At 69.7% G+C, this 21,312-nt stretch carries 17 protein-coding genes; 7 read left to right on the top strand and 10 right to left on the bottom strand.

Annotation, left to right across the window (positions count from 1 at the left end):
* Positions 1 to 4: 4 nt before the first annotated feature.
* The 4 genes from KY572_RS03590 to KY572_RS47005 form a co-directional block, all read right to left on the bottom strand.
* Complete coding sequence (locus KY572_RS03590; protein ID WP_224240719.1) at positions 5 to 466, bottom strand: response regulator; 462 nt, start codon at positions 464 to 466, stop codon at positions 5 to 7.
* Entirely contained in the window at positions 459 to 2,093 is a 1,635-nt protein-coding gene (locus KY572_RS47690) for an ATP-binding protein (RefSeq protein WP_224240718.1), read from the bottom strand. Before KY572_RS47690 ends, KY572_RS03590 begins: the two co-directional genes overlap by 8 nt.
* Before the next feature lie 140 nt (positions 2,094 to 2,233).
* On the bottom strand, positions 2,234 to 2,941 hold the full coding sequence (locus KY572_RS03580; protein ID WP_224240717.1) for a response regulator transcription factor: 708 nt from the start codon (positions 2,939 to 2,941) through the stop codon (positions 2,234 to 2,236).
* The gene (locus KY572_RS47005) at positions 2,938 to 4,776 is read right to left on the bottom strand and encodes a sensor histidine kinase (RefSeq protein ID WP_263451291.1); all 1,839 of its coding nucleotides are present in this window, start codon (positions 4,774 to 4,776) and stop codon (positions 2,938 to 2,940) included. The genes KY572_RS03580 and KY572_RS47005 overlap by 4 nt, the downstream gene beginning before the upstream one ends.
* 119 nt (positions 4,777 to 4,895) lie before the next feature.
* Between KY572_RS47005 and KY572_RS03570 the strand changes: the two genes are divergently transcribed.
* Positions 4,896 to 5,138 (top strand): addiction module protein, encoded by a 243-nt coding sequence (locus KY572_RS03570; protein WP_224240716.1) that lies wholly within the window; start codon positions 4,896 to 4,898, stop codon positions 5,136 to 5,138.
* Between the two features lie 9 nt (positions 5,139 to 5,147).
* Entirely contained in the window at positions 5,148 to 5,474 is a 327-nt protein-coding gene (locus KY572_RS03565; RefSeq protein ID WP_224240715.1) for a type II toxin-antitoxin system RelE/ParE family toxin, read from the top strand.
* An 18-nt stretch (positions 5,475 to 5,492) separates the two neighbouring features.
* Here KY572_RS03565 and KY572_RS03560 read toward each other — a convergent pair whose 3' ends face one another.
* Together KY572_RS03560 and KY572_RS03555 are read right to left on the bottom strand one after the other, a co-directional pair.
* Positions 5,493 to 7,121 carry a vWA domain-containing protein gene (locus tag KY572_RS03560; protein ID WP_224240714.1) on the bottom strand — a complete coding sequence of 543 codons (1,629 nt, stop codon included), beginning with the start codon at positions 7,119 to 7,121 and terminating at the stop codon, positions 5,493 to 5,495.
* A 16-nt stretch (positions 7,122 to 7,137) separates the two neighbouring features.
* Complete coding sequence (locus KY572_RS03555) at positions 7,138 to 8,052, bottom strand: hypothetical protein (protein ID WP_224240713.1); 915 nt, start codon at positions 8,050 to 8,052, stop codon at positions 7,138 to 7,140.
* Between the two features lie 283 nt (positions 8,053 to 8,335).
* Here KY572_RS03555 and KY572_RS03550 point away from each other — a divergent pair, with 283 nt between their 5' ends.
* Together KY572_RS03550 and KY572_RS03545 are read left to right on the top strand one after the other, a co-directional pair.
* Positions 8,336 to 8,677 (top strand): helix-turn-helix domain-containing protein, encoded by a 342-nt coding sequence (locus KY572_RS03550; RefSeq protein WP_224240712.1) that lies wholly within the window; start codon positions 8,336 to 8,338, stop codon positions 8,675 to 8,677.
* The gene (locus KY572_RS03545) at positions 8,664 to 9,917 is read left to right on the top strand and encodes a type II toxin-antitoxin system HipA family toxin (protein ID WP_224240711.1); all 1,254 of its coding nucleotides are present in this window, start codon (positions 8,664 to 8,666) and stop codon (positions 9,915 to 9,917) included. Before KY572_RS03550 ends, KY572_RS03545 begins: the two co-directional genes overlap by 14 nt.
* A gap of 5 nt (positions 9,918 to 9,922) precedes the next feature.
* Here KY572_RS03545 and KY572_RS03540 read toward each other — a convergent pair whose 3' ends face one another.
* The 4 genes from KY572_RS03540 to KY572_RS03525 all read right to left on the bottom strand — a co-directional run bounded on the left by KY572_RS03540 (position 9,923) and on the right by KY572_RS03525 (position 12,584).
* A complete protein-coding gene (locus KY572_RS03540; protein WP_224240710.1) occupies positions 9,923 to 10,366 on the bottom strand; it encodes a hypothetical protein in 444 nt (147 codons plus the stop codon).
* A gap of 229 nt (positions 10,367 to 10,595) precedes the next feature.
* Positions 10,596 to 11,237 carry a hypothetical protein gene (locus KY572_RS03535; protein ID WP_224240709.1) on the bottom strand — a complete coding sequence of 214 codons (642 nt, stop codon included), beginning with the start codon at positions 11,235 to 11,237 and terminating at the stop codon, positions 10,596 to 10,598.
* A 10-nt stretch (positions 11,238 to 11,247) separates the two neighbouring features.
* The gene (locus tag KY572_RS03530) at positions 11,248 to 11,961 is read right to left on the bottom strand and encodes a hypothetical protein (protein ID WP_224240708.1); all 714 of its coding nucleotides are present in this window, start codon (positions 11,959 to 11,961) and stop codon (positions 11,248 to 11,250) included.
* Between the two features lie 5 nt (positions 11,962 to 11,966).
* On the bottom strand, positions 11,967 to 12,584 hold the full coding sequence (locus tag KY572_RS03525) for a hypothetical protein (RefSeq protein ID WP_224240707.1): 618 nt from the start codon (positions 12,582 to 12,584) through the stop codon (positions 11,967 to 11,969).
* A 388-nt stretch (positions 12,585 to 12,972) separates the two neighbouring features.
* Between KY572_RS03525 and tssI the strand changes: the two genes are divergently transcribed.
* Genes tssI through KY572_RS03510 form a run of 3 tightly spaced genes read left to right on the top strand, consistent with a single transcriptional unit; the run spans position 12,973 to position 21,309 of the window.
* Complete coding sequence (gene tssI, locus KY572_RS03520; protein WP_224240706.1) at positions 12,973 to 15,576, top strand: type VI secretion system Vgr family protein; 2,604 nt, start codon at positions 12,973 to 12,975, stop codon at positions 15,574 to 15,576.
* 40 nt (positions 15,577 to 15,616) lie between these two features.
* Positions 15,617 to 17,047 carry a tetratricopeptide repeat protein gene (locus KY572_RS03515; protein WP_224240705.1) on the top strand — a complete coding sequence of 477 codons (1,431 nt, stop codon included), beginning with the start codon at positions 15,617 to 15,619 and terminating at the stop codon, positions 17,045 to 17,047.
* Positions 17,044 to 21,309: a DUF6531 domain-containing protein gene (locus KY572_RS03510; RefSeq protein ID WP_224240704.1), complete on the top strand. Its 4,266-nt coding sequence runs from the start codon at positions 17,044 to 17,046 to the stop codon at positions 21,307 to 21,309. Before KY572_RS03515 ends, KY572_RS03510 begins: the two co-directional genes overlap by 4 nt.
* Positions 21,310 to 21,312 lie beyond the last annotated feature (3 nt).

The raw sequence follows: 21,312 nt of genomic DNA, 5'->3' as shown, positions 1-21,312 counted from the left end.
GGCCCTACCTCCGAGGGGGTTGAGTGATGGACCCCGGTGGCGGCTGGTTGACCACGGCCCAGAACAGCCCCAGCTCCTTCAGCGCCGAGACGAAGTCCGGAAAGGCCACCGGCTTCACCACATAGGCGTTCACGCCCAGTCCGTAGCTGCGCGCCAGGTCCCTCTCCTCTCGCGAGGAGGTCAGCATCACGATGGGGATCGTCTTCAGCTCCGGATCCTTCTTCACCTGCGCGAGCACCTCGATTCCGTCCACCTTGGGGAGCTTCAGGTCCAGCAGCACCACGGCCGGGTTTCCGTCGGTGCGCCCCGCGTAGGTCCCCTGGCGTCGCAGGAAGTCGAGCGCCTGCTGGCCGTCGCGCACCACGACGACCTCGTTGGCCAGGTTGATCTCCTCCAGCGCGGCCATCGAGAGAGCCACGTCGTTGGCGCTGTCCTCCACCAGGAGGATTCTCTTGAGTTCACTCACCGCGGTGGCCGTCCTTCATGGGTGCTGCGCGAGGCAGCGAGAAGTGGAATGTGGCGCCCTGCCCCGGGAGGCCTTCCGCCCAGGTCCTGCCCCCGTGTCTCGAGATGATACGCCGAACGTTCGCCAATCCGATGCCGGTGCCCTCGAACTCGTCGGCGGTGTGCAGCCGCTGGAAGACGCCGAAGAGCTTGTCCACGTACTGCATCTCGAAGCCCACGCCGTTGTCGCGCACCCACACCTCCACGTCCTCGCCCTCCGGCTGGGCGCCCACCTCGATGACGGCCCGAGGCCTGGGCCGAGTGTACTTCAGCGCGTTGCTCAGCAGGTTGCGCACCACCTGGCGCAGCAGCGCCGGATCCGCCTCCACCCGCGGCAGCGCGCCGATGCGCCACTCGACGGCACGCCCGCTCGCGTCGGCCTCCAGCTCGTGGCGGACCTCCTCCATGAGCGCTCGCAGGTCCACCGGGCGCTTGTGCAGCTCCGCCCGGCTCATGCGTGAGAAGGAGAGCAGATCGTCGATGAGCGTGCCGCCCTGCTGCGCGGCGGAGATGATGGTGTCCAGGTAGCCTCGCGAGGCCTCGTCCAGCTTCGAGCCCGCCCTTCGCGCCAGGAGCTGGGCGAAGCCGGTGATGTGGCGCAGCGGGGCGCGCAGGTCGTGGGAGACCGAGTAGCTGAAGGACTCCAGCTCGCGGTTGGCCTCCTGGAGCTGCGCGGTGCGCTCCCGGACGCGGTGCTCGAGCTCGGCGTTGAGCTGGTTGAGGTCCGCCGCCAGGCTCTCCGCCTTGCGCCGGGCGAGCACCTGCTCGGTCACCTCCACCGAGAAGGTGAGCACCCCCGAGATGTGGCCGTGCTCGTCCCTCACCGGCTGGTAGAAGAGGTTGAAGAAGCTCTCCTCCATCCGCCCCGTGCCCTGGCGATCCCACCTGCTGGAGATCTCCGTGCCCACGTAGAGCTCGCCCGTGTCCAGCACGCGCCGCAGCCGCTCCAGCGACCGCGGATCCTGCTCGAGCTCGGGGATGACCTCCGTCAGCGGCCTGCCCATCGGGATGGAGCGGCCGATGATCTTCTCGTAGAGCGGGTTGACGAACTCGAAGATGAGGTCCCTCCCCCGGAGGATGGAGATGGCCGCCGGGGCCTGGATCAGCAGGTGGTGGAGCCGCTCGCGGTGCGCGCTCTCCAGCGCCGCGCGCTCCTGGGCTCGCAGCCGCTCCTCGTGGCGCCGCACGGACTCGCGCGCGCGGTAGAGGTCCACGAAGACGGCCACCTTGGCGCGCAGCACCTCCGGCACCAGCGGCTTGCGCAGGTAGTCCACCGCGCCGTGCGCGTAGCCCTCGAGCAGCTCGCGCTCATCGCTGCTGGCCGCCGTCATCAGCAGCACGGGCGTGTGCCGGGTGCGCTCGCGATCCCTCAGCATCGCCGTCACCTCGATGCCGCTCATGTCCCCCAGCCGCACGTCCATCAGGATGACGGCGAAGTCCTCCAGCAGCGCGCACCTCAGCGCCTCCTGGCCGGAGCTGGCCTGCACCAGCCGATGGCCGAAGGGCGCAAGCAGCGCCTCCAGGGCGAGGAGGTTGGCTGGGAGATCATCGACGAGGAGGATGCTCGCCTTGGGGGCCGCTTCGAGCACCCCTGACTCCTAGACCGTTCGAGCAGCAAGTGCTGGAACTCATGCCCGGCAGGTTCGGTTCTTTGATGAGAAGCCAACACTCCGCCCTCTCGGACACTGACGCGCCGTACTCCGCGTGAAGGCGGTGGGTCGCGATGACCCTAGGCGTGGAGGTCCATCCGGTAGCCCACCCCGCGCACGGAGCGGAGCTCGAAGCGCGAGTCGGCGGTCCACTCCAGCTTCCTGCGCAGGCTGGAGATGAAGTTGTCCACGGTGTGCGCGTCCACGACGACGTCCTCGCCCCACACCGCGGAGAGGATCTGATCCCTCGTGAGCGCCTTGCCCGCGTTGCGCAGCAGGTAGACGAGCAGGTCGAACTCGGTGCGCGTCAGCTCCATGGCCTTGCCGCCCGCGTCCAGCAGCCGCCGGGAGTCCAGGTCCACGCGGAAGCGATCGAAGGCGAGCACCTCGGCCGGTGGCGCGGCCGTGGCGCCCCGGCGGGACAGTGCGCGGATGCGCGCCAGCAGCTCTCGCAGGCGGTAGGGCTTGGCCAGGTAGTCGTCCGCGCCCACGTCGAAGCCGCGCACCACGTCGTCCTCCAGCGTGCGCGCGGTGAGCATCAGCACCCGGCTGGAGGTGCCGGCCTGGCGCATCTCGCGGCAGAGCGTGTAGCCGTCTCCGTCCGGGAGCATGATGTCGAGCACCACCACGTCGAAGGCCGTGGCCTTCCACCGCGCGCGGGCCTCGGCCAGGGTGCTGGCCGCCTGCACGGCGTAGCCCTCCTCCTCCAGGTTGTCGACGAGCGTGAGGCGGAGGTTCGGATCGTCCTCGACGACGAGCACTCGGGCGCCGGCAGCGGGTGGGTTCATGCGGGTGGGAAGGTCAGTTCGAACGTGGTGCCCTCGGGGCTCGAGGCGGCGACGCGGACGGTGCCGCCGTGCAGCGTCATGATTCTTCGACAGATGGCCAGCCCGAGGCCACTGCCTCCGCGCGCCGGCAGCCCCTCGCGCCGCAGCCGGCGGAACTCCTCGAAGATGGCCTCCCAGCTCTCCCGGGGGATGCCTACCCCGTTGTCGGTGAAGCGCACCACCGTGGCGCCGTCCTTGCGCGCCTCCACTCGCAGCTCCACGGGTGTGCGCGTCGTGTAGCGGCACGCGTTGTGGACCAGGTTGGAGAAGAGCATGCGCAGCAGCTCCGGGTCTCCGGGCACGGAGGCGCCGGTGAGGCCGTCGGCCTTCAGCTCCACGCGGGTGGCGTTCTGGGCGGTGGCATCCTCCACCACGCGCTGGAGCAGGGCGTCCAGCGGCACCTGCTCCCGGCGGGACTCCCAGCGGCCCTTCTCCAGCCGGTTGTACGTGAGGATGTTCTCCACCAGCCGGCCCAGCGCGTCCGCCTCCGCGATGATGCGCGAGGGGTAGTTGCCCGCCCCCGGCATGCCTCCCACGCGGCGCTCCAGCGTCTCCGCCATGACCCGGATGGCCGACAGCGGGGTGCGCAGCTCGTGCGAGACGGTGGAGACGAACTCCGAGCGCAGCGCCAGGAAGCGGGCCTTGCGCTCATGCGCCAGCACCGCCAGCCCGATGATGGCCAGGGCCAGCGCTCCGCTCAAGCCGAGCAGCAGCGCCTTGAGCCGATAGCCCGAGTCCAGCTCCGAGACGGCCGCCACCATGCGCGGGGACTCCAGCGCGACGGCCAGCGTGGACAGGGGCGCCGGGGTGTCCGTGCGCGACAGCAGCAGGCGGTCGTCCTCGTCCAGGAGGGCGCGGGCTCGCATCTCCGCTCGCACGGACTCGATGAGCGCGGTGGCTCCGACTCTCACGCCGCGCGCCCCGTCCCTCCCCGCGGGCTCGACGTACCAGCCCTCCGGGCGGAGCTGCGGCTCCGTCAGCGGGAGCGTCAGGGGGATGCGCGCACCGGGCTCGGCCTCCGCTCGCTGGTTGAAGTCCACGTAGTCCACGTGCGTGAGCTCCGACAGGTGGGCGATGCGCTCGCGGAGGAACGCGAAGTCGGAGCGTCCGAAGGCCTCCCGGCGCTCGAGGAGCACCCGCTGCAGGCCCTCCACCCGCGAGCCGCTCACGCCCTGCACCCCGTCCCTCAGGAGCGAGCGCATCAGCATGGGGTCCGGCGTGCCGGTGGCCTGGAAGCGCTCCAGGAGCCACACCGCCGCGGCCGTGTCCTTCGCCACGGGCAGGACGAAGCGCGCGCGGTGGGCCAGCCACTCTCGGAGGGCTCGCTCCATCTCCGGGCGCTCGGAGGACTTCAGCGCCGACAGGAAGCGGTCCATCAGCCGCAGGCGCTCCGCCCAGGGCTCCTCGGGGTCCTCCTTCGAGGCGAGCACGCCGGGTCCCTGGGCCTCGAGCACCTCGTGGACCGTGCGGGCGGGGGTGGCATCGTCTCCCCGTGGCGCCGAGGTCCGTGGCAGGAGCTGGCGCCCGGCGCGGAAGAGGAGCACGTCCGAGTCCGGCACCAGCGGATCCACCGCGGCCTGCTGGAGCCGCGGCGTGGCCTCCTCCATCGCCCGCCGCAGCGCGTCCGTCAGCGCGCGCCGCGCGTAGAGCTCGAGCGCGCGGCGTTGGTCTTCCAGGGCTCGCCGGCCCTCCTCCCGCTCACGCACGAAGATGCCGTGCAGCGTCCCCAGGCCCGCGGCGAGCACCGCGAGCCCGAGGCCGATGACCACGAGCATGGGCAGGAGCCGGCGCCACATCGGCTAGCGCACCACCGGCAGCGAGTGCCCCGTCCGTCCGAGTCGGTCCAATCGAACATCTCCCTTCATGGCCCACCTCCCGGCTGAGTCGGCACGCACCGTGTGCTAGATTCATGGACATGGCCAGCGCGGATGACCTTCTCACGGACGCACTGCGGCTCCCAGCCGAGGAACGCGCCCGCCTCGTGCACAAGCTGCTCGTCAGCCTGGAGGACGAGGAGGCTCATCCGGACGCCGAAGCGGAGTGGGCTCGTGAGCTCGAGCGCCGTGCTCGAGACGTGCTGTCCGGCGCTGTCGAGACCGAGGATGCCGACGCGGTGCTCGACCGCATCTCCGCACGGCTGCGTGGTGGTCATCGGTAACGCCCTCCCTTGATTGCTCGACTCCATCCCAGCGCCTCTCTGGAGCTCGATGCAGCGGCCGAATGGTACGAGCGGCGCGGGTCCGAGCTGGGGCAGGACTTCATCGAAGAGGTGCGAAAAGCCCTCCGCGTGATTGCGGAGCGCCCCGGCACCTTCCCTGCCTGGCCCGGCTTGAATCACACCCCGCCCATCCATCGCTTCCTGTTGTCCCGCTTCCCCTTCGCCCTGCCATACATGGTGTCAGACGAGCGCGTCGTCGTGCTGGCCGTGGCGCACCTGCGCCGCCGCCCCGGCTACTGGCTCAGGCGCGCCTGGCAGCTTCCTCCGCCCCGCTGATTCGACTCGCGGGGCGGCTCAGCGCACCACCGGGACGTGATCGAAGTCCATGTTCGCCATGGGCGCCGTCTTCTCGAACTTGTCCCCGCGCTTGTCGTACGAGCGGGCCTGCTGGATGAGGTGGCGCAGCTCGCCCACCTCCTCTCGCGTGCGCACCCGCTCCGGCAGCTGCCCCCACAGCTTCAGCAGGTCCTCGTACGTCACCGTGCGCGCCCAGTACGAGCCGCGCAGCTTCTCCGCGAACAGCCCCACCACCAGCGACAGCTGCGTCGGCCCCGAGGCCGCCTCCAGGCTCTGGCGCACCATCGCCGTGGGCAGCGCCTTCTCCACCTTCCGCGACTCGCCTGCCTCCAGCGTGGTGCTCGGATCCTTGTACCGGATGCGCAGCGTCGCGAACGCCGGCGACTTCAGTACCTCCGCGTCCCGGAACTTCACCTCGTACAGCGCCGTCACCGTGTGCCCCGCCCCGATGTCCCCCGCGTCCACCTTGTCGTTGGCGAAGTCCTCCCGGCTCAGCAGCCGGTTCTCGAAGCCGATCAGCCGGTAGCGCGACACCACCGCCTTGTCGAACTCGAGCTGCACCTTCACGTCCCGCGCGATGAGCTGCAGCGTGCCCGTAAGCTGCTCCACGAAGAGCCGCCGCGCCTCCGACAGCTGGTCCACGTACGCGTACTGCCCGTCCCCCACCTGCGCCAGCCGCTCCATCAGCACGTCGTTGTAGTTGCCCATGCCAAAGCCCACCGTCGTGAGCCGCACGCCCTTGCGCGCGTGCTCCTTGATGGACTCGAAGATGTCATCCGCCCCCGTGATGCCGCTGTTCGCCACCCCGTCCGAGCACAGGATGACGCGGCTCACCGTGCCCTCCCGCGCCAGGCTCGCGGCGATGCCGTACGCCACCTCCAGCCCGGCCTGCACGTTGGTGGCGCCCTCCGGCTGCAGCGACTCGATGGCCGAGAGGATGCGCGTGCGCGCCGTGGCCCGCGTGGGCTCCAGCACCGTGCGCGCGCCGTCGCCGTACACCACGATGGAGAGCGTGTCCCGCTCGTCCAGCTGCTCCACCAGCAGCGCCAGCGAGCGCTTCACCAGCCCCAGCCGGTTCTCCATCCCCATCGAGCCCGACACGTCGATGGTGAAGACCAGGTTCGTCGGCAGCCGCTCGGAGGTGCTCACCTCGCGCCCTTTGAGGCCCAGGTGCACCACGTGGTAGCCGCGCCGGTTGGGCGAGGGGAACGCCTCCACCTGCACCCCGAAGGGCGCGTCACCCGGGTTCGGGTAGTCGTACCTGAACGCGTTGATGAACTCCTCCACCCGGATGGCCTCCTCCTCCGGGAGGTGCCCGCGCGACAGGTACGAGCGCGCCAGCGTGTACGAGGCGCTGTCCACGTCCACCGAGAAGGTGGAGACGTTCTCCTCCTCCGTGTCGATGGTGGGGTTCACCCCGTAGTGCTTGAAGTACATGTCCGCGAACGGCTTGCCGTTCACCACCGCCAGCCGCGAGAACTCCTCCTCCGGCTTTCCCTCCACCTCGTACATGGGCACTCGCCGCTCATGCGCCGGCGGGCTGTACATCCGAGAGCACCCCGCACCGAGCGCCACCGCCACCGCGAGCGCCGCCAGCCACAGCTTCTTCATCGTCGTCGTCTTCATGGCGTCCCTCTCGCGCTCAGATGCCCGTCGTCGTGACAGTCACTGGAATCAGCGGGGCGGAGGGCTCCTCCCGAGGCGGCGCCACCGGAGCAGGCGCCGGCTGCGACGATACCACCGCCGTCGAGGGCTTCCGCGCCAGGGCCTCGCGCGCCGCCACCAGCCGGCGGATCTTCCCCACCACCTGCTCGGACAGCTTCTTCGTCGCGCCCTCCAGCATCTGCTTCTTCATCCACTGCGTCTTCAAGTCGTTGTGCCAGAGGTTCACCCGCTCCTCGGCGAGGACGCGCTCGTTCACCGTGAAGAGCAGCGTGCCCGTCTTCACGTCGAACAGCGTCGCCTCCAGCACTCCGGCGCTCTCCAGCGTCTGGCCCGGCAGGAACAGCGCCCCCACCCCCGTGAGGTAGCCCCACGCCACCGGGTTCGTGTACGAGGCGTCCACGAAGCGGTGGCGGTAGATGAGCAGGTAGTCGCAGCGGTAGCGGGCCGCCAGCTCCCTCAGGCCCGAGATGCCTCCGTCCACCGGGAAGTCCGTGGACACCTCGCTGGCCAGCTCGAACTCGCCCGACATGTCCAGCGCGTCCGCCAGCGCCGCCGTCACCGCCGTCAGCGGCACGTCCATGTCCAGCGCGTACGTGCCCTGCACCGGGACGATGCCCACGCGCGCCTGCTCCTCCAGGAACACCGGCGCCGCGAGCACCTCTCGCAGCCCCTCCTCCGAGATGCTGCCGGCGCGGTCCCTCGAGAAGTGGTTCTCCGTAAGGATGGGAGGCTGCTCGGGCGCCCTCGCCTCGGCCGCGAACGCCATCGGCGGCAGCTCCGCGGCGAGCGGCCTTCGGGCCGTCGCACAGCCCGTCCCCATCAGCAGGGCGAGCAGCGCCATATAAAGGAGGGGACTGAGCTGTTTCGGGGTGTGAAGGGAAGTGTGCGACATGGTTCCTCCGGGCTTCCGGTCAGCGGTGACCGGTACGCGGGAGAAGGTCGCACCGACGGCCCGGAGAAGCCTCCAGGCCGCCTCATCTGTTCCTCACGGTTTGCTCATGCGGGCCTGGCACCCTCCTGGCGCAGGCTTGCCTGCCTCTCATGCAGCCGTGTCATTCCAGGTGGATTTCAATCTATTGGCCCTTAGGAACCTTAAGAGTCAGTAGATTATTGCCCACCGGGATGCGGGTTAATAGATTGGTGCTTACGACGACTTATAGCCAATAGATTGAGCGATGCCCCGACAGAATCTGACCGATGAGACGACGCCTCTCGCAGTGCTCCGTGCGGTGAACCGCCTGGGTACGAACATCGCGCGTGGGCGCGTTCGACGGGGTTTGAAGCAAGCAGACCTCGCCAAGAAGACGGGTCTGGCCATCGGAACCCTCAAACGCGTTGAGCAGGGAAGCCCCACCACAGCCATCAGCGCCTACTTCACGGTCTTGTGGGCCCTGGGCCTCGAGCGCGAATTCGAGGACCTCGGCTCTCCCGATCGGGATGAGGAGGGAAAAACGCTCGAGTCCGCCCGCCAGCCGAAGCGGGTGCACTCCACGGGAGGCCTCGATGCCGACTTCTGATGCTCCCAGTTGCTACGTGTACATCCAGCTTCCAGACTCCATGGAAGTCGTCACCTGTGGGCGCTTCCTTCAGCAGGGTGACATCGGGCGCTTCGTCTACGGAAAGAGCTACCTGAACAATCCGCGTGCGGTCGAGCTGGAGAAGTTCGAACTCGCCTTGCGTTCAGGCACCTTCGAGACGGCCAGGCTCGGTGGCATCTTCGGCGCCCTGCGAGACTCCTCACCCGACGCATGGGGCCGCACGGTCATCCAACGCCAGCTGGGACGTACGGACCTGAGCGAGATCGACTTCCTCCTCCACTCACCCGAGGACCGTGCGGGTGCGCTGTCCTTTGGCACGAGCCCCACGCCGCCCGCTCCCATTCATCAATTCAACAAGGTGCTCCGGCTGAACCTCCTGCTCGAGGAAGCCGAGCGAATCGAGCTGGGCATCGCCCCCTCGGAGGTCCAGGTCGACGAGCTGGTGCATCCAGGCAGCTCCATGGGCGGTGCCCGACCCAAGAATGTCGTCGAGGATGACGAAGGTTTGTGGGTCGCCAAGTTCCCGGCTCGCAATGACCGCTGGAACAACGCGGCGGTCGAAGGTGGCATGTTGAGGCTCGCCAGCGAGTGCGGACTTCGAGCGGCCTTCGGCAAGGTCACCTCCGTCGCGGGCCGGCACGTTCTCCTGGTACGCCGATTCGACCGGCAACGCGTCGAGGGAGGCTACCTGCGGCACCGCATGGTCAGCGCGCTGACGGTCCTCCGTGCGGACGAGAATGCGCAGGAGCGCTCCAGATGGTCGTACGTTCTCCTGGCGGACGAGCTGAAGCGCTGGGTCGGCAATCCGGATGCGGACCTGCGGGAGCTGTTCTCACGCATGGTGTTCAACGCGCTCATCTCGAACACGGATGACCATCCTCGCAACCATGCGCTCATCGCGGCAGGCGCGGACTGGAGTCTCTCGCCCGCCTATGACCTCACACCGATGCCCCAGGCCAGCACCGAGCGAGACCTGGCCATGGAAGTGGGGAGCGTGAAGTACCGCCGAGCCAACCGCCACAACCTCTTGAGCGAATGCGGCCGGTTCCGCCTGTCCAAGGAGGAAGCCACCCACCTCATCGACACGATGAAGGCCACCGTCTCCGCCCGCTGGCGTGACTGCGTGAAGGCGTGCGGAGGCACGGAGGCCGACCTCAAAGCCATCGAACGAGCGTTCGGCTACGAAGGCTTCGAGTACAGCGCCGCACCCCGAGACTAGCGCCCCTAGTAGTCGATATCCATGAACACCTTGAGCACGGAGCCCTCGGGCAGGGCCGGCGTCGTGCGCAGGTGGATGGTGAACGTCGTGCTGCGCCAGAAGCCCGTCTTGAGCTCGAACTGGACGCGCTGCTCCATGGGGACGTTGGCGAACTCGGTGCCGCCACCATCGCTGGAGAAGATGTGGCCGGACACCACGGGCGTTGCATTCTGCGAAGTCACCCACGCCGAGCAGCGCAGCGTGAAGCCCGCGCAATACCGGCTTACCGAGACACTCGCCATGCCGCCCTTCTCCAGCACCACGTCGAACATCATGGTGGAGTGGGCGTTGGCTCGAGCCCCTGGAGCGCTGAGCAGGTGGTTGCGCCTGTCCGCCATGTTCTCCATCGCTCGCGCGTAGAGGATGTCCGAGAACCCCGCCATCGCTTCCCTGAAAGTCATTGTTGCCATGGACTTCTCCCCTGCTCTGCGCACTGTGACTGGAGAGCCCTGGTGCAACCCGAGGGCCAGCGCGATCCGCGAGGGGGGTGGCCGTGCGCCCCACGCTTTCGACATGCCGAGTCACGGCGTCCCAGAACCGAGCCGACGTGTCGAAGCCGCAGGGTTTGCGCATCCCGCTGATGGAGCCGAAAACCCTTCGGTATCGCTCCTCGCAGGTCCGTGGGGACTCACCCGGCGCTCACGCGCGCGCCACCGTCCCTGTCGCCGGGAGCCCGTCGCCGGCCGTGGGCTGCGAGGCCTCCGCCAGCGCCTCGATGCGCAGGAGCAGCTCCTCGATGTGCCCGCGCTCCACGCGCGCGGCGGCCGGGTTGCCCAGGTCCGAGAAGCGCAGCAGCGTGAGCTGGGCGGCCAGGTCCTCCACCAGCCCCATGCTGTGGTCCAGCTCGGCGACCGCGTGCTCGTGCAGCCGCGCCAGCCGCTCCTTCACGCTCGCGGGCGCGGCGAGCAGGGCGGCCTCCATCTCCTCCAGCCGCCGCTGCTGCGCCCGGAGCCGCGCGATGAAGCGGTCCATGAGCTGGTGCTCGCGGCCCTGCTCGTTCGCCCACGCGCGCTCCACCGCCGCCTGGCGCCAGCACTCCTCCAGCCGGCCGGCCACCTCATCCAGCCGCCGGGCCCGCTCGCTGCGGCCCTCCTTCCGCTCGCTCCCGGGCGCCGTCCCGGGTGCCAGCATCAGCGGCAGGACGAAGGGCCAGAGGACGAGCCCCCCCAGCGCCTGGCCCACGCGCGAGCCGAAGGTGCCTCCCGCCCCGCGCACCAGGACGACCACGGCCGATACGACTCCCAGGACGACATATGCCTCGAGGATCCAGAGCGCCGTCATGGCTTCCTCCTCAGCCCAGCGCGTTGAAGGCCCAGAAGCCCAGGGCCAGGGTGAAGGCCAGCACCATCCACGAGATGCGCGCGAGGATGCCCACGCGGAAGGCGTCCTCGGCGCTGAGCTTCGCGGTGGCCTCTCCCAGCGCCTGGCACGTCACCGTCTCGGCCATGTGGCTCAGCAGCCGGTGGATGCGCGCGCCCGCCGCCGCCCCCGCCAGCAGGAACGAGGAGGTGAGCATCAGCGGCCCGGCCCACTCGGGGTTGAGCCGCGTCAGCAGGTAGAGCGGAGAGGCGAGCCCCGCCAGCAGCAGCGAGCCCGTCGCCGTCGCCGCCAGCATCGCCGCCACCAGCCGCGCCAGCGGCACCCGGGCCGCCAGCAGGATGCCCGTGGCGTAGATGGGGCCCAGGGACGCCGCGAGCGACATCAGCACGTTGAGCGACGTCAGCGCCGCGGAGCCCCACCACGCCTCCTTGCCCCGCGCGATGCTGGCCGCCGCGGCGAAGAAGCTGGTGCACCCGGCGATGATGCCCGCCGAGCCGAGCACCAGGCCCTGGAGCCGCGCGGGGTCCAGCAGCCGCGCGGTGATGGCGGAAGGGTCCCTCAGCAGATCCACCAGGAGGGGCTGGCTGCCCGCGGCGGGAGCGGGGACTTCCGCCTCCTGCAGCGGCGTGCGGTCCTGCGAGGACCAGGGGACGAACGGTGAGAGCGGTTCCGAGAGAGCCTGCATGGGAGTCACCAGAGCCAGGTGTGGATGTGGAGGAGCGCGGCGTTGATGCGCAGGACGAAGACGGCGCCGAGGAAGAAGAGGAAGGCGCGCGACAGCCAGCGCGCCGCCCGTGAGCCGTCCAGCGAGACGATGACCCGGGCCGGCAGCGCCGCCACGGTGGCCAGCGCGAGCCCCGGCACGAAGAGCAGCGGGATGGGCAGGTCCGTGCGCGACTTCACGGCCACCACGGCGATGAAGCCCATGAGCGGCAGCACGCAGGTGGCCACCACTCCGGCGGCCAGGAGCCCGAGCGCCGTGGCGGCCAGGAAGGCGCGCGGAGGGATGCGCAGCCGCAGGTAGACGGCGAACACGGTGGTGCCCGGGACGACGACGAGCAGGGCCTCGAAGACGGCGCGCAGCACGTCCAGCCGAGGCACGAGCCGGAAGCCCGACAGCGAGATGCAGCCGGCCAGCGCGGAGGCCGCCGCCACCAGGAAGATGCCGACCATCGCCGGAGCGAGGGTGGCGGAGAGCGGCCGCCGCGCCAGGTCCAGCGCCGAGCGCGCGGGCCTGTCCAGCAGCCGCAGGAGTGTGTCGATCAGGTGCGGACGGTCCACCGCCACACCCAGGGATGCAGAGCCCATGGGGCCTCCTTCGATGGCGCGTCAGCGCGCCGGTCGCGGGAGGAGCAAGCACCGTGCCCCGAGCAGCTCACGGGCGGCGCCTGTGAAGTGAGCCCGAGGGCACGGGCTCGGATGAGTGACGCGAGGCAGAGGTATGTAACGCGTTACACAGGTACCCCAGGCACTACCTGCTCCGGGATGCCCGCCGGCCCACAGCGTCGCCCAGGTATGCAGGAGTGATCCACGCGCGGAGTCCGTCCCGTGCTACCTGCCGGGTAGCACTCACGCTTGGAGCACTCCGCGGCGGGCGCACGGGCCCGGGCCACCTTCCCCCTCCTTCTGCGCGTCGGAGCGACGCGGTATGACGGTGGTTCACTGTCAGTTCTTGAAGTCTCCAGGAGGAGGCCGCGTGTCTGAGTCAGACGACGTCCTGGGCCGGGTGCAGCAAGCCACCGAGGTGGCTCGCGCCGTCCAGGAGACCGTGCAGGAGGCCCGCGACGGCAAGGTGCCCATGAAGCAGGTGCGCCAGCTCGAGAACGCCCTGCAGCAGATTCCCGAGGTCCGCCAGGCCACCCAGCAGGTGCAGCGCGCCGGGCAGGTGGCTCAGCAGGTGGTGGACATCGCCGAGAGCGCGCTCGGCTCCTCCGGGGCGCTCGACGCGCTGTCGAACGCGGCGCAGGCGCTCGCCGGTGGGCTCGACCCGATGGAGAAGGTCCGCTTCACCTTCGAGTCCAGCGCGGACCCCGGCGGCACCTGGCGCGTGGTGGAGCTGCACTCCCGCGAGGGCCTGTCCGAGCTCTACACCTGCACGGTGGACCTGGCCAACGAGAACCTCGGCGCGGATGTGGACGCGCTGCTCGGCTCCTCCGCCGAGGTGCTCATTGCCCGCGCGTCCAGCGCTCGCCGCCTGTGCGGCATCATCCACCGCGTGGAGCACTCCGGCACCAAGGCCGGCCACCTGCTGGCCCGCGTGCACGTGGCGCCCGCCCTGTGGGCGCTCTCCCAGCGCCGGGACTCGTACATCTTCCAGGAGAAGACCGTCCCGGAAATCCTCGAGGACGTGCTCACCGAGGGGCTCCAGCCCTTCGAGCGCTCCTTCCGCCTGGAGCTGAATCGCGAGTTCCTCCCCCGCGAGTACTGCGTGCAGTACCGCGAGACGGACCTGGACTTCCTCCTGCGCCTCATGGAGGAGGAGGGCCTGTTCTTCTACTTCGATCACTCCGGCGAGAAGGAGGAGTTGGTGGTGGCGGAGGAGAACGAGCAGTGCTCCAGCTGCGAGGCCGCCAACGGCAGCCCCATCACCGTGAAGGGCCCCGAGGCCTCCACCTCCGAGGACGAGTCCCTGCGGCACTTCGAGTTCACCCAGCAGCTGCACACCACCAGCGTGGTGGTGCGCGACTTCGACTGGACGCAGCCCGCGTTGGACCTCACCAAGAAGGCGCGCGCCTCGGACGAGCAGGGGCGCGACCGCGAGTCCTACGAGTACCCGGTGCCGCTGCTGGGGCCCTATGACGCGGGCGGCAAGAAGTACAAGCACGAGCAGAAGCAGGAGGAGTGGCGCAAGCAGGCCTTCCACGCGCAGGGCAAGCGCGCGCACGGCCAGGGCTACGTCTCCGGCTTCACCCCCGGCTACATGTTCGAGCTGACCGGGCACGGCCACTCCGCGCTGGATCAGTGGTACCTGCTCACCCGCGTCGAGCACCACGGCCACGCGCCCGAGGAGCTCACCAGCGACACGCACGAGGAGGGCAAGGAAGAGCCGGAGCGCTACCGCAACACCTTCGAGTGCATCCCGATGGATGTGCCCTTCCGTCCCGAGCGGCGCCGCCCACGCTCGCGCGTCGCCGGCCTGCAGACCGCCACCGTGGTGGGCCCCGCGGGCGAGGAAATCTTCACGGACGAGCACGGCCGCATCAAGGTGCAGTTCCACTGGGACCGCGTGGGCCAGAGGGACGAGAAGAGCTCGTGCTTCCTGCGCGTGGCCCAGGTCTGGTCCGGCGTGGGCTGGGGCTTCGTCTTCCTGCCGCGCATCGGCATGGAGGTGCTGGTCGACTTCCTCGAGGGAGACCCCGACCGGCCGCTGGTGGTGGGCTGCGTCTACAACGGCCAGAACCCCGCGCCCTACGCGCTGCCTGACAAGAAGACCCAGAGCACCATCCGCACCTCCTCCACTCCCGGCGGTGAGGGCTTCAACGAGCTGCGTTTCGAGGACGCCACCGGCTCCGAGGAGCTGTTCCTCCACGCTCAGAAGGACTTCAACGAGGTGGTGCTGAACAACCACTCCACCCAGGTGAAGGCCAACCAGACGAACTCGGTGGATGGCTCGCAGTCGGAGACGGTGGGCGGCGATCAGTCCATGACGGTCCACGGCAAGCGCACCAAGACGGTGGACAAGGACGAGACGACCACAGTCCACGGCAAGCGCACCGAGACGGTGGACAAGGATGAGACCATCACCCTCAAGGCAAAGCGCACCGAGGAGGTGACGGGCCAGGAGAAGCTCACCCTCCACGGCGGCCGCGACACCACCGTCAACACGCTGGAGAAGCTGCTCGTCACCGGCCGCCGGGACGAGACCATCGGCGGCAATGACGACCTCACCGTCAACGGCGACAAGACGGACCACATCACCGGCAAGTACGCGATGACGGGGGACTCCGAGGTCAAGGCCAACCAGGGGGACGTCAGCATCGTGCTCAACCGGGGCGGCGCCGTCGTCAACGCCAGCGGGCAGAAGATCCACCTCACCAACACCTCGGGCGAGATGAAGTTCGATGGCGGGAAGATCGAGGCTCGCGCCCAGAGTGAGATCTCCCTGGTGTGTGGCTCCGCGAGCTTCAAGCTCAAGAGCGACGGCACCGTGGAGGTGGTCGGCGTCAAGGAGATCAAGCTCTGCTCGGCGGCCAGCACCGTGAAGGTGTCTCCCACGGGCGTGGACTCGTCCGGGCCGAAGATCAGCTCCGCGGCCACCGGCATCCAGGAGATCACCGGCGCCATGGTGAAGATCAACTAGCGCCTTGCGCGGAACCTGAAGACTCCAGAGAGGCGCCGCCATGCAGTCGATCTCGGACCCCATCAACCGCTTCCAGCAAGACGCCTCGTGGTTCACTCGCGCCCGAGAGCTCAAGCTCCTCTTCATCCGCTCGTCTGGAGATTTGCGCTCGTCGCTGCTCAAGCTCCTGCCCGCCATGGAGCTGCACTACGACAACCGCAGCCCGTGGATCGTCTTCGAGGACTCGCGCACCGACGAGGAGGACGGGTGGCAGGCTCGGACCAACCGCCTCGTGCAGGCCTGGGAGAAGCGACGCGAGCAGCTCGCCGAGGAGGGCCTTCAGGCTCCGGCCCTCCCGAGCCTCCCAGCTCCCGCCTCCAACACGCGTCCGGGCAAGGCCCGTCCCCCCGAGGAGCGGGTCGCCGGGTTCGCTCGGACCGCCTCGGCCCTCCTGCGCATCCTCCCCTCGCCGCAGAGCGGGCTCGTGGTGGTGCTGGCGCCCTCCATCGTCGAGAACGTCCCCGCGCTGGAGGAGGAGCTGGGGCGGCTGCTGGCCTCCGCCGACCTCAAGGACTGTCGGTTCGTCCTGCTGCTCGACGCGGATGTCGACGTGCCGAAGACCCTGCTCAAGGGCTGTGGCCCTCGCGCCCTGACGTGCGAGTGCATCGTCGACTCCAAGAGCCAGGACAAGGACCTGGAGGCCATGCTGGCCCAGGAGACGCCCCTCGCCGGGCCGCGCGGCGTCGTCCCTCCCCGCCGCATCGATGATCCGCCCGATGAGCCCTCCGAGGAGCGGGACGCGGCGCTGCGGGCCGCGGGCATCAACCCGGCGTTCGTGAAGGATGCGCCGCACCTTCGCAAGCTCGTGTTCGGCGCCGCCCTGGCCATGAAGCAGGGCCGTGGCCCGGATGCCGTGCGCCTCCAGCGCGAGGCGAAGGAGCTGGCCGAGCGGCTGGAGATGCACCAGGTGCGCGTCATCTGTCAGATGACCCTGGCGTCCTACCTGTCCGGGCTCGGGCAGCGGGACAAGGCCGTGCGCGAGCTCGAGGATGCGGTGGCCTGCGCCGAGAAGCACGCCCTGCTCGAACAGGCCAGCCAGGCGTATCTGGCGCTCGGGCTGCTGCATGCGTTGGGCAAGAAGCCTCCCGAGGCGGCCAAGGCCTACTCCCAGGCGGCCAAGGCCGCCACGGCGGCGAAGGTGCCCCTGCTAGCCATCGAGGCGTGGCGGCTCGCGGGGCAGATTGCCCTCCAGATGAAGGCCGAGCCCCAGGCCGTCTCCTGCTTCAAGGAGGCCATCGGCATCGCCCAGGGGAGCGACCCGCAGGTGGTCCAGCTCTCCAGCGCCCCGGAGGCCGCGCGTCGCCTGGCCACCGTCTGTCATGACCGGGGACTGGCGGCCCAGGCGGCCTCGCTCTTCGAGCAGGCGGACCAGATGGAGCGGGGGGAGGCCTCGGCCGCTCCCGCTCGCTCCAGCAGCGCGGGGGCTCCATGATCGCCAGCAGCTGGATGGATCCCGTCCTGGGCGTCGACATCCACTTCGAGATGGTGCCGACGCCGGCACCCGTGCCCACGCCCATCCCCAACCCCTTCACGGGCATGGTGTTCGACCCGCTGGGGCTCGCCGCCGGACTGGCGCTCGGCGCGCTGATGGGCTCGCCCGGTGGGCCCGTCCTCTACTGGAGCGCCTTCCCGGCGACGAACACCGGCACCGAGGCCAAGCACATCCCCGGGCACATCCTCATCCCGCCTGGCGTCGCCTGGGCGCCGTTCCCCAAGACGCCCAAGCCGGTCATCCGCCCCGGTGAGGTGCCCGAGCCGGCCCTGCCCATCAAGCCGGAGAACGACGCGGTCTGCGTGTTCGGCGCGAAGACGACCACGGTGATGGGCTCGAACGCGGTGCGGCTCGGGGACATCGCGATGTCCTGCGGAGAGCCCGTCCGCCTGCCGTCCTCCGTGGTGCTGGCCGTCCCCAAGGGCGGCATCATCCTCATCGGCGGGCCGCCGTCGCTGGACCTGATGTCCGCGCTGCTCGCGTCCTTGCGCACGCGGTTCGTGAGCGACTCGCTGCATGCGCTGGTGAGCCGGATGCGGCCGAGCCGCTTCCGCAACCTCCTGCACCGCGTGGTGTGCTTCTTCACAGGCCACCCGGTGGACGTGGCCAGCGGCAAGGTGATGACCGAGGCGGTGGACGCCGAGCTGCCCGGCCCCATCCCGCTGCGCATCGAGCGCATCTACTCCTCGGCCTTCGCCACCCGGAAGACCGTGCTCGGGCATGGGTGGAGCCACTCCCTGGACCAGGCCGTCTGGGTCGAGCGGGGCCTGGTGGTGCTGCGCTCGGAGGACGGGCGGGAGATCGAGTTCGACACCTTCGACTTCGCCGACCATGTGATGGCGCCGGGGGACGAGCTCTGGCACCCCATCGATCGGCTGCGGCTGAAGTGTCTGGGCAACGGGCGCTGGGAGGTGCACGCCGCCGACGGCACGGTGCGCGAGTTCGCTCCGGTGCCGGGGCGCCAGGGTGGTAGCTCCCCCATCCAGCGCATCCGCGCGGCGAGCGGCGACGCGGAGGTGCGCTTCGACTACGACAAGCGCGGGCGGCTCGAGTGGGTGCGGGACTCGGCCTCGCGGGTGCTCGGGCTGACCCACGACGAGGAGGACCGGCTGGTAGCGCTCCGGCTGCCGCAGCCCGTGGGCGAGGGCTGGTACGTCCACACCCGGTACGAGTACGACCGGGAGGGCGACCTGGCCAAGGTGACGGACGCGCTCGGCCAGTCGTGGAGCTTCGAGTACGTGACGCACCTGATGGTGCGGGAGACGAACCGGGACGGGCTCTCCTTCTACTTCCAATACGACGGGCTCGGCGAGGACGCCTGGTGCGTGCGCACGTGGGGCGACGGCGGCATCTACGACCACCGCATCCTCTACGACAAGAAGAAGAAGGTGACGTTCGTCACGAACTCGCTCGGGCAGACGACGCAGTACCACATGAACCTGGCCGGCCAGGTCATCAAGGTGGTGGACCCCGTCGGCGCGGAGACGGCCTACGCGTATGACCCGCGCACCCTGCAGAAGACGAAGGAGACCGACCCGCTCGGCAACGCGACGCTCTGGGAGTACGACGAGCGCGGCAACTGCACGAAGCTGACCGGCCCGGACGGAGCCGTCACCGAGCGCCAGTTCGACGAGAAGAACCGGCCCGTGCGCGCGCTCGACGCCATGAAGGGCGAGTGGCGCTGGGGCTATGACTTGAACGGCCGCCTGAAGGGCCGGGTGGATCCGCTGAACCGCCGGCTCCAGCTCCACTATGAGAAGGGCCGGCTGGTGGGGCTCACCGACGCGGCGGGCCGGCAGACCACGGCCGAGTACGACGCTCAGGGCAACGTCACGCTCGTGCGCACGCCCGAGGGCAATGAGACGCGGTGGGAGTATGACCGGCTCGGCCGGTGCACGGCGCTCATCGACGGCAAGGGGAACGTGGAGCGCCGGGAGTACGACGCGCTCGGGCGGATGACGCGGCTGCGCGAGGCCAGCGGGAACGTCATCGACTTCAGCTACGACGGCGAGGGCCACGTCGTCCGCCACCGCGACAGCGAGCAGGACGTCGTCTCCACGTACCAGGGCATGGGGCGCCTGGCCTCGAGGACGGAGGCGGGCACCACCGTCACCTTCGTCTACGACACGGAGGAGAACCTCACCGCCATCCGGAACGAGCAGGGCGAGGTGTACCGCTTCGAGCGGGGCCCCACCGGCGAGGTCGTCGTCGAGAGCGGCTTCGACGGGCTGCGGCGTCAGTTCGAGAGGGACATCGCCGGGCGCGTGGTGAAGCTGTTCCGTCCGGAAGGCCTCTTCACCGAGTACGCGTACGACGCGGCCGGGCGCGTGGTCGGCATCAAGCACAGCAACGGCGGCGAGGCGGCGTACACCTTCCGTCCGGATGGGGAGCTGATCGAGGCCCGGAGCGACTCGGCCACCGTGACGTTCGAGCGGGATGTGCTCGGGCGGGTGACGCGGGAGCTCGCCGGGGACGACTGGGTCTCCTCCGAGTACGACGCGCTGGGCTTGCGCGTGCGCGTCCGGTCGTCGAAGGGGCTGGACCAGCGGATCCACCGGAACTCCGCCGGCAAGATGGTCGGCATGCGCGCCATTACCCACGGCGAGCTCACGCCCTGGGAGACCCAGCTCCAGCGAGACTCGCTGGGCCTGGAGCTGGAGCGGAAGCTGCCGGGCGGCATCCAGCGCCGCTGGGAGCGCGACCGGCTCGGGCGTCCCGTGAAGGACGAGCTCTGGGCGGGCCGCAAGCGCCAGGCCTCCACCGAGTACACCTGGGACGCGAACAACCGGCTGCGGATGCTCGTGGACTCCGCGCGAGGCCCCATCCGCTACGTGCATGATCCGCTCGGGAACCTGGCGGCGGCCGTGCACGGGAGCGGTCGCATCGACCTGCGGATGCCCGACTCCGTCGGCAACCTGTTCAAGAAGCAGGACCGCGGCGGCAACCGGTACGGCCCCGCAGGTCAGCTCCTCGAGTCACGGGCCGAGAACGGCAACGTCACCCGCTATGAGTACGACGCGGAGGGCAACCTCGTCCGGAAGATCGAGACGGGCCGCCTCGAGCGCGGCGAGCGGGTGTGGACCTACTCCTGGAATGCCTTCGGGCTGCTCGGCAAGGTGGTCCGTCCCGACGGAGAGGCCGTCGAGTTCGAGTACGATCCGCTCGGCCGGCGCCTGGTGAAGCGGTTCCGAGGGAAGACCACCCGATGGATCTGGGACGGCAACGTGCCGCTCCATGAGTGGGTGGAAGGGCCGGCCGCAGCCGAGCCCTCCGCGGAGCCAGCTCGCGAGGCGGCGCTCGACGAAGCCGCGGCCCGCCGCCGCCGGGGCGAGCTCGCGGCGCTTCCGACGCAGGGGCCTCCGGAGGAGGTGGCCCCCGGAAGCGAGCCCGGCACTCTCGAGGAGCCCATCACCTGGCTCTTCGAGCCCGAGAGCTTTACCCCGATGGCCCGGCTCGTGGGCGACGCCCGGTACTCCATCCTCACGGACCACCTCGGCACGCCAACCGCCATGTACGATGGCGCCGGGCGCGAGGTGTGGTCCGCGAGCTCGGACGTCTACGGCAACCTCGAGACGCGCACGGGCGAGCGCTCCGCGTGCCCCTTCCGCTTCCCCGGACAGTACGAGGACTCGGAGACGGGCCTCTTCTACAACCGCTTCCGGTACTACGACCCGGCGATCGGCCGGTACGTGAGCCAGGATCCGATCGGGCTCGCGGGCGGACCGGCGCCCTACGCGTACACGCATGATCCGACGACGTGGGCGGACCCGCTCGGCCTGGCGCCCCTGGACTTCGCCACGCTGATGGACATGGCGCAGAACTCGCTCGACTTCTCCACCGCGAGGGACGGCGCGGTGTTCTGGTCAGGACCCAACATGCCCCATGCCCAGGCCTGGGCCGCGGCCAATGGGAAGACGACACTGGAGCAGACAGCGGGAGGCCGGTTCCTCGACAGCCTCAACCTCTTCAAGCCCGGCAGCCCCGTGACTCCGGCCCAGGCAGCGCAGATCTGGGATGCAGCGTCCCGACGCTTCGCGGAGGGTGCCTCGGGCCAGGTGAGCGTGTTCTCGACGTGGGCGAAGCGAATCGGAGACTATGGAGAGCGCACGTGGTGGCGCATCGAGAAGCCCGCCTTGCAGAGGAACCCGAATGTGACAGGCATCGTCCGTCGGCGAAGGAACGGCCAACCCTGCGCGAGATGAGGG

It is taken from the genome of Hyalangium gracile, from assembly GCF_020103725.1.
GTDB lineage: Bacteria > Myxococcota > Myxococcia > Myxococcales > Myxococcaceae > Hyalangium > Hyalangium gracile.
Note: the sequence above shows the minus strand (reverse complement) of the source record. Positions and strands in the feature narration are given on the sequence as shown.

What these genes read in the sequence shown, in the direction of transcription:
- KY572_RS03580 (WP_224240717.1), bottom strand. Translation starts at nt 2,941, where the DNA reads ATGAACCCACCCGCTGCCGGCGCCCGAGTGCTCGTCGTCGAGGACGAT.
- KY572_RS47005 (WP_263451291.1), bottom strand. Translation starts at nt 4,776, where the DNA reads ATGTGGCGCCGGCTCCTGCCCATGCTCGTGGTCATCGGCCTCGGGCTC.
- KY572_RS03570 (WP_224240716.1), top strand. Translation starts at nt 4,896, where the DNA reads ATGGCCAGCGCGGATGACCTTCTCACGGACGCACTGCGGCTCCCAGCC.
- KY572_RS03560 (WP_224240714.1), bottom strand. Translation starts at nt 7,121, where the DNA reads ATGAAGACGACGACGATGAAGAAGCTGTGGCTGGCGGCGCTCGCGGTG.
- KY572_RS03555 (WP_224240713.1), bottom strand. Translation starts at nt 8,052, where the DNA reads ATGTCGCACACTTCCCTTCACACCCCGAAACAGCTCAGTCCCCTCCTT.
- KY572_RS03550 (WP_224240712.1), top strand. Translation starts at nt 8,336, where the DNA reads ATGCCCCGACAGAATCTGACCGATGAGACGACGCCTCTCGCAGTGCTC.
- KY572_RS03545 (WP_224240711.1), top strand. Translation starts at nt 8,664, where the DNA reads ATGCCGACTTCTGATGCTCCCAGTTGCTACGTGTACATCCAGCTTCCA.
- KY572_RS03540 (WP_224240710.1), bottom strand. Translation starts at nt 10,366, where the DNA reads ATGGCAACAATGACTTTCAGGGAAGCGATGGCGGGGTTCTCGGACATC.
- KY572_RS03535 (WP_224240709.1), bottom strand. Translation starts at nt 11,237, where the DNA reads ATGACGGCGCTCTGGATCCTCGAGGCATATGTCGTCCTGGGAGTCGTA.
- KY572_RS03530 (WP_224240708.1), bottom strand. Translation starts at nt 11,961, where the DNA reads ATGCAGGCTCTCTCGGAACCGCTCTCACCGTTCGTCCCCTGGTCCTCG.
- KY572_RS03525 (WP_224240707.1), bottom strand. Translation starts at nt 12,584, where the DNA reads ATGGGCTCTGCATCCCTGGGTGTGGCGGTGGACCGTCCGCACCTGATC.
- KY572_RS03515 (WP_224240705.1), top strand. Translation starts at nt 15,617, where the DNA reads ATGCAGTCGATCTCGGACCCCATCAACCGCTTCCAGCAAGACGCCTCG.
- KY572_RS03510 (WP_224240704.1), top strand. Translation starts at nt 17,044, where the DNA reads ATGATCGCCAGCAGCTGGATGGATCCCGTCCTGGGCGTCGACATCCAC.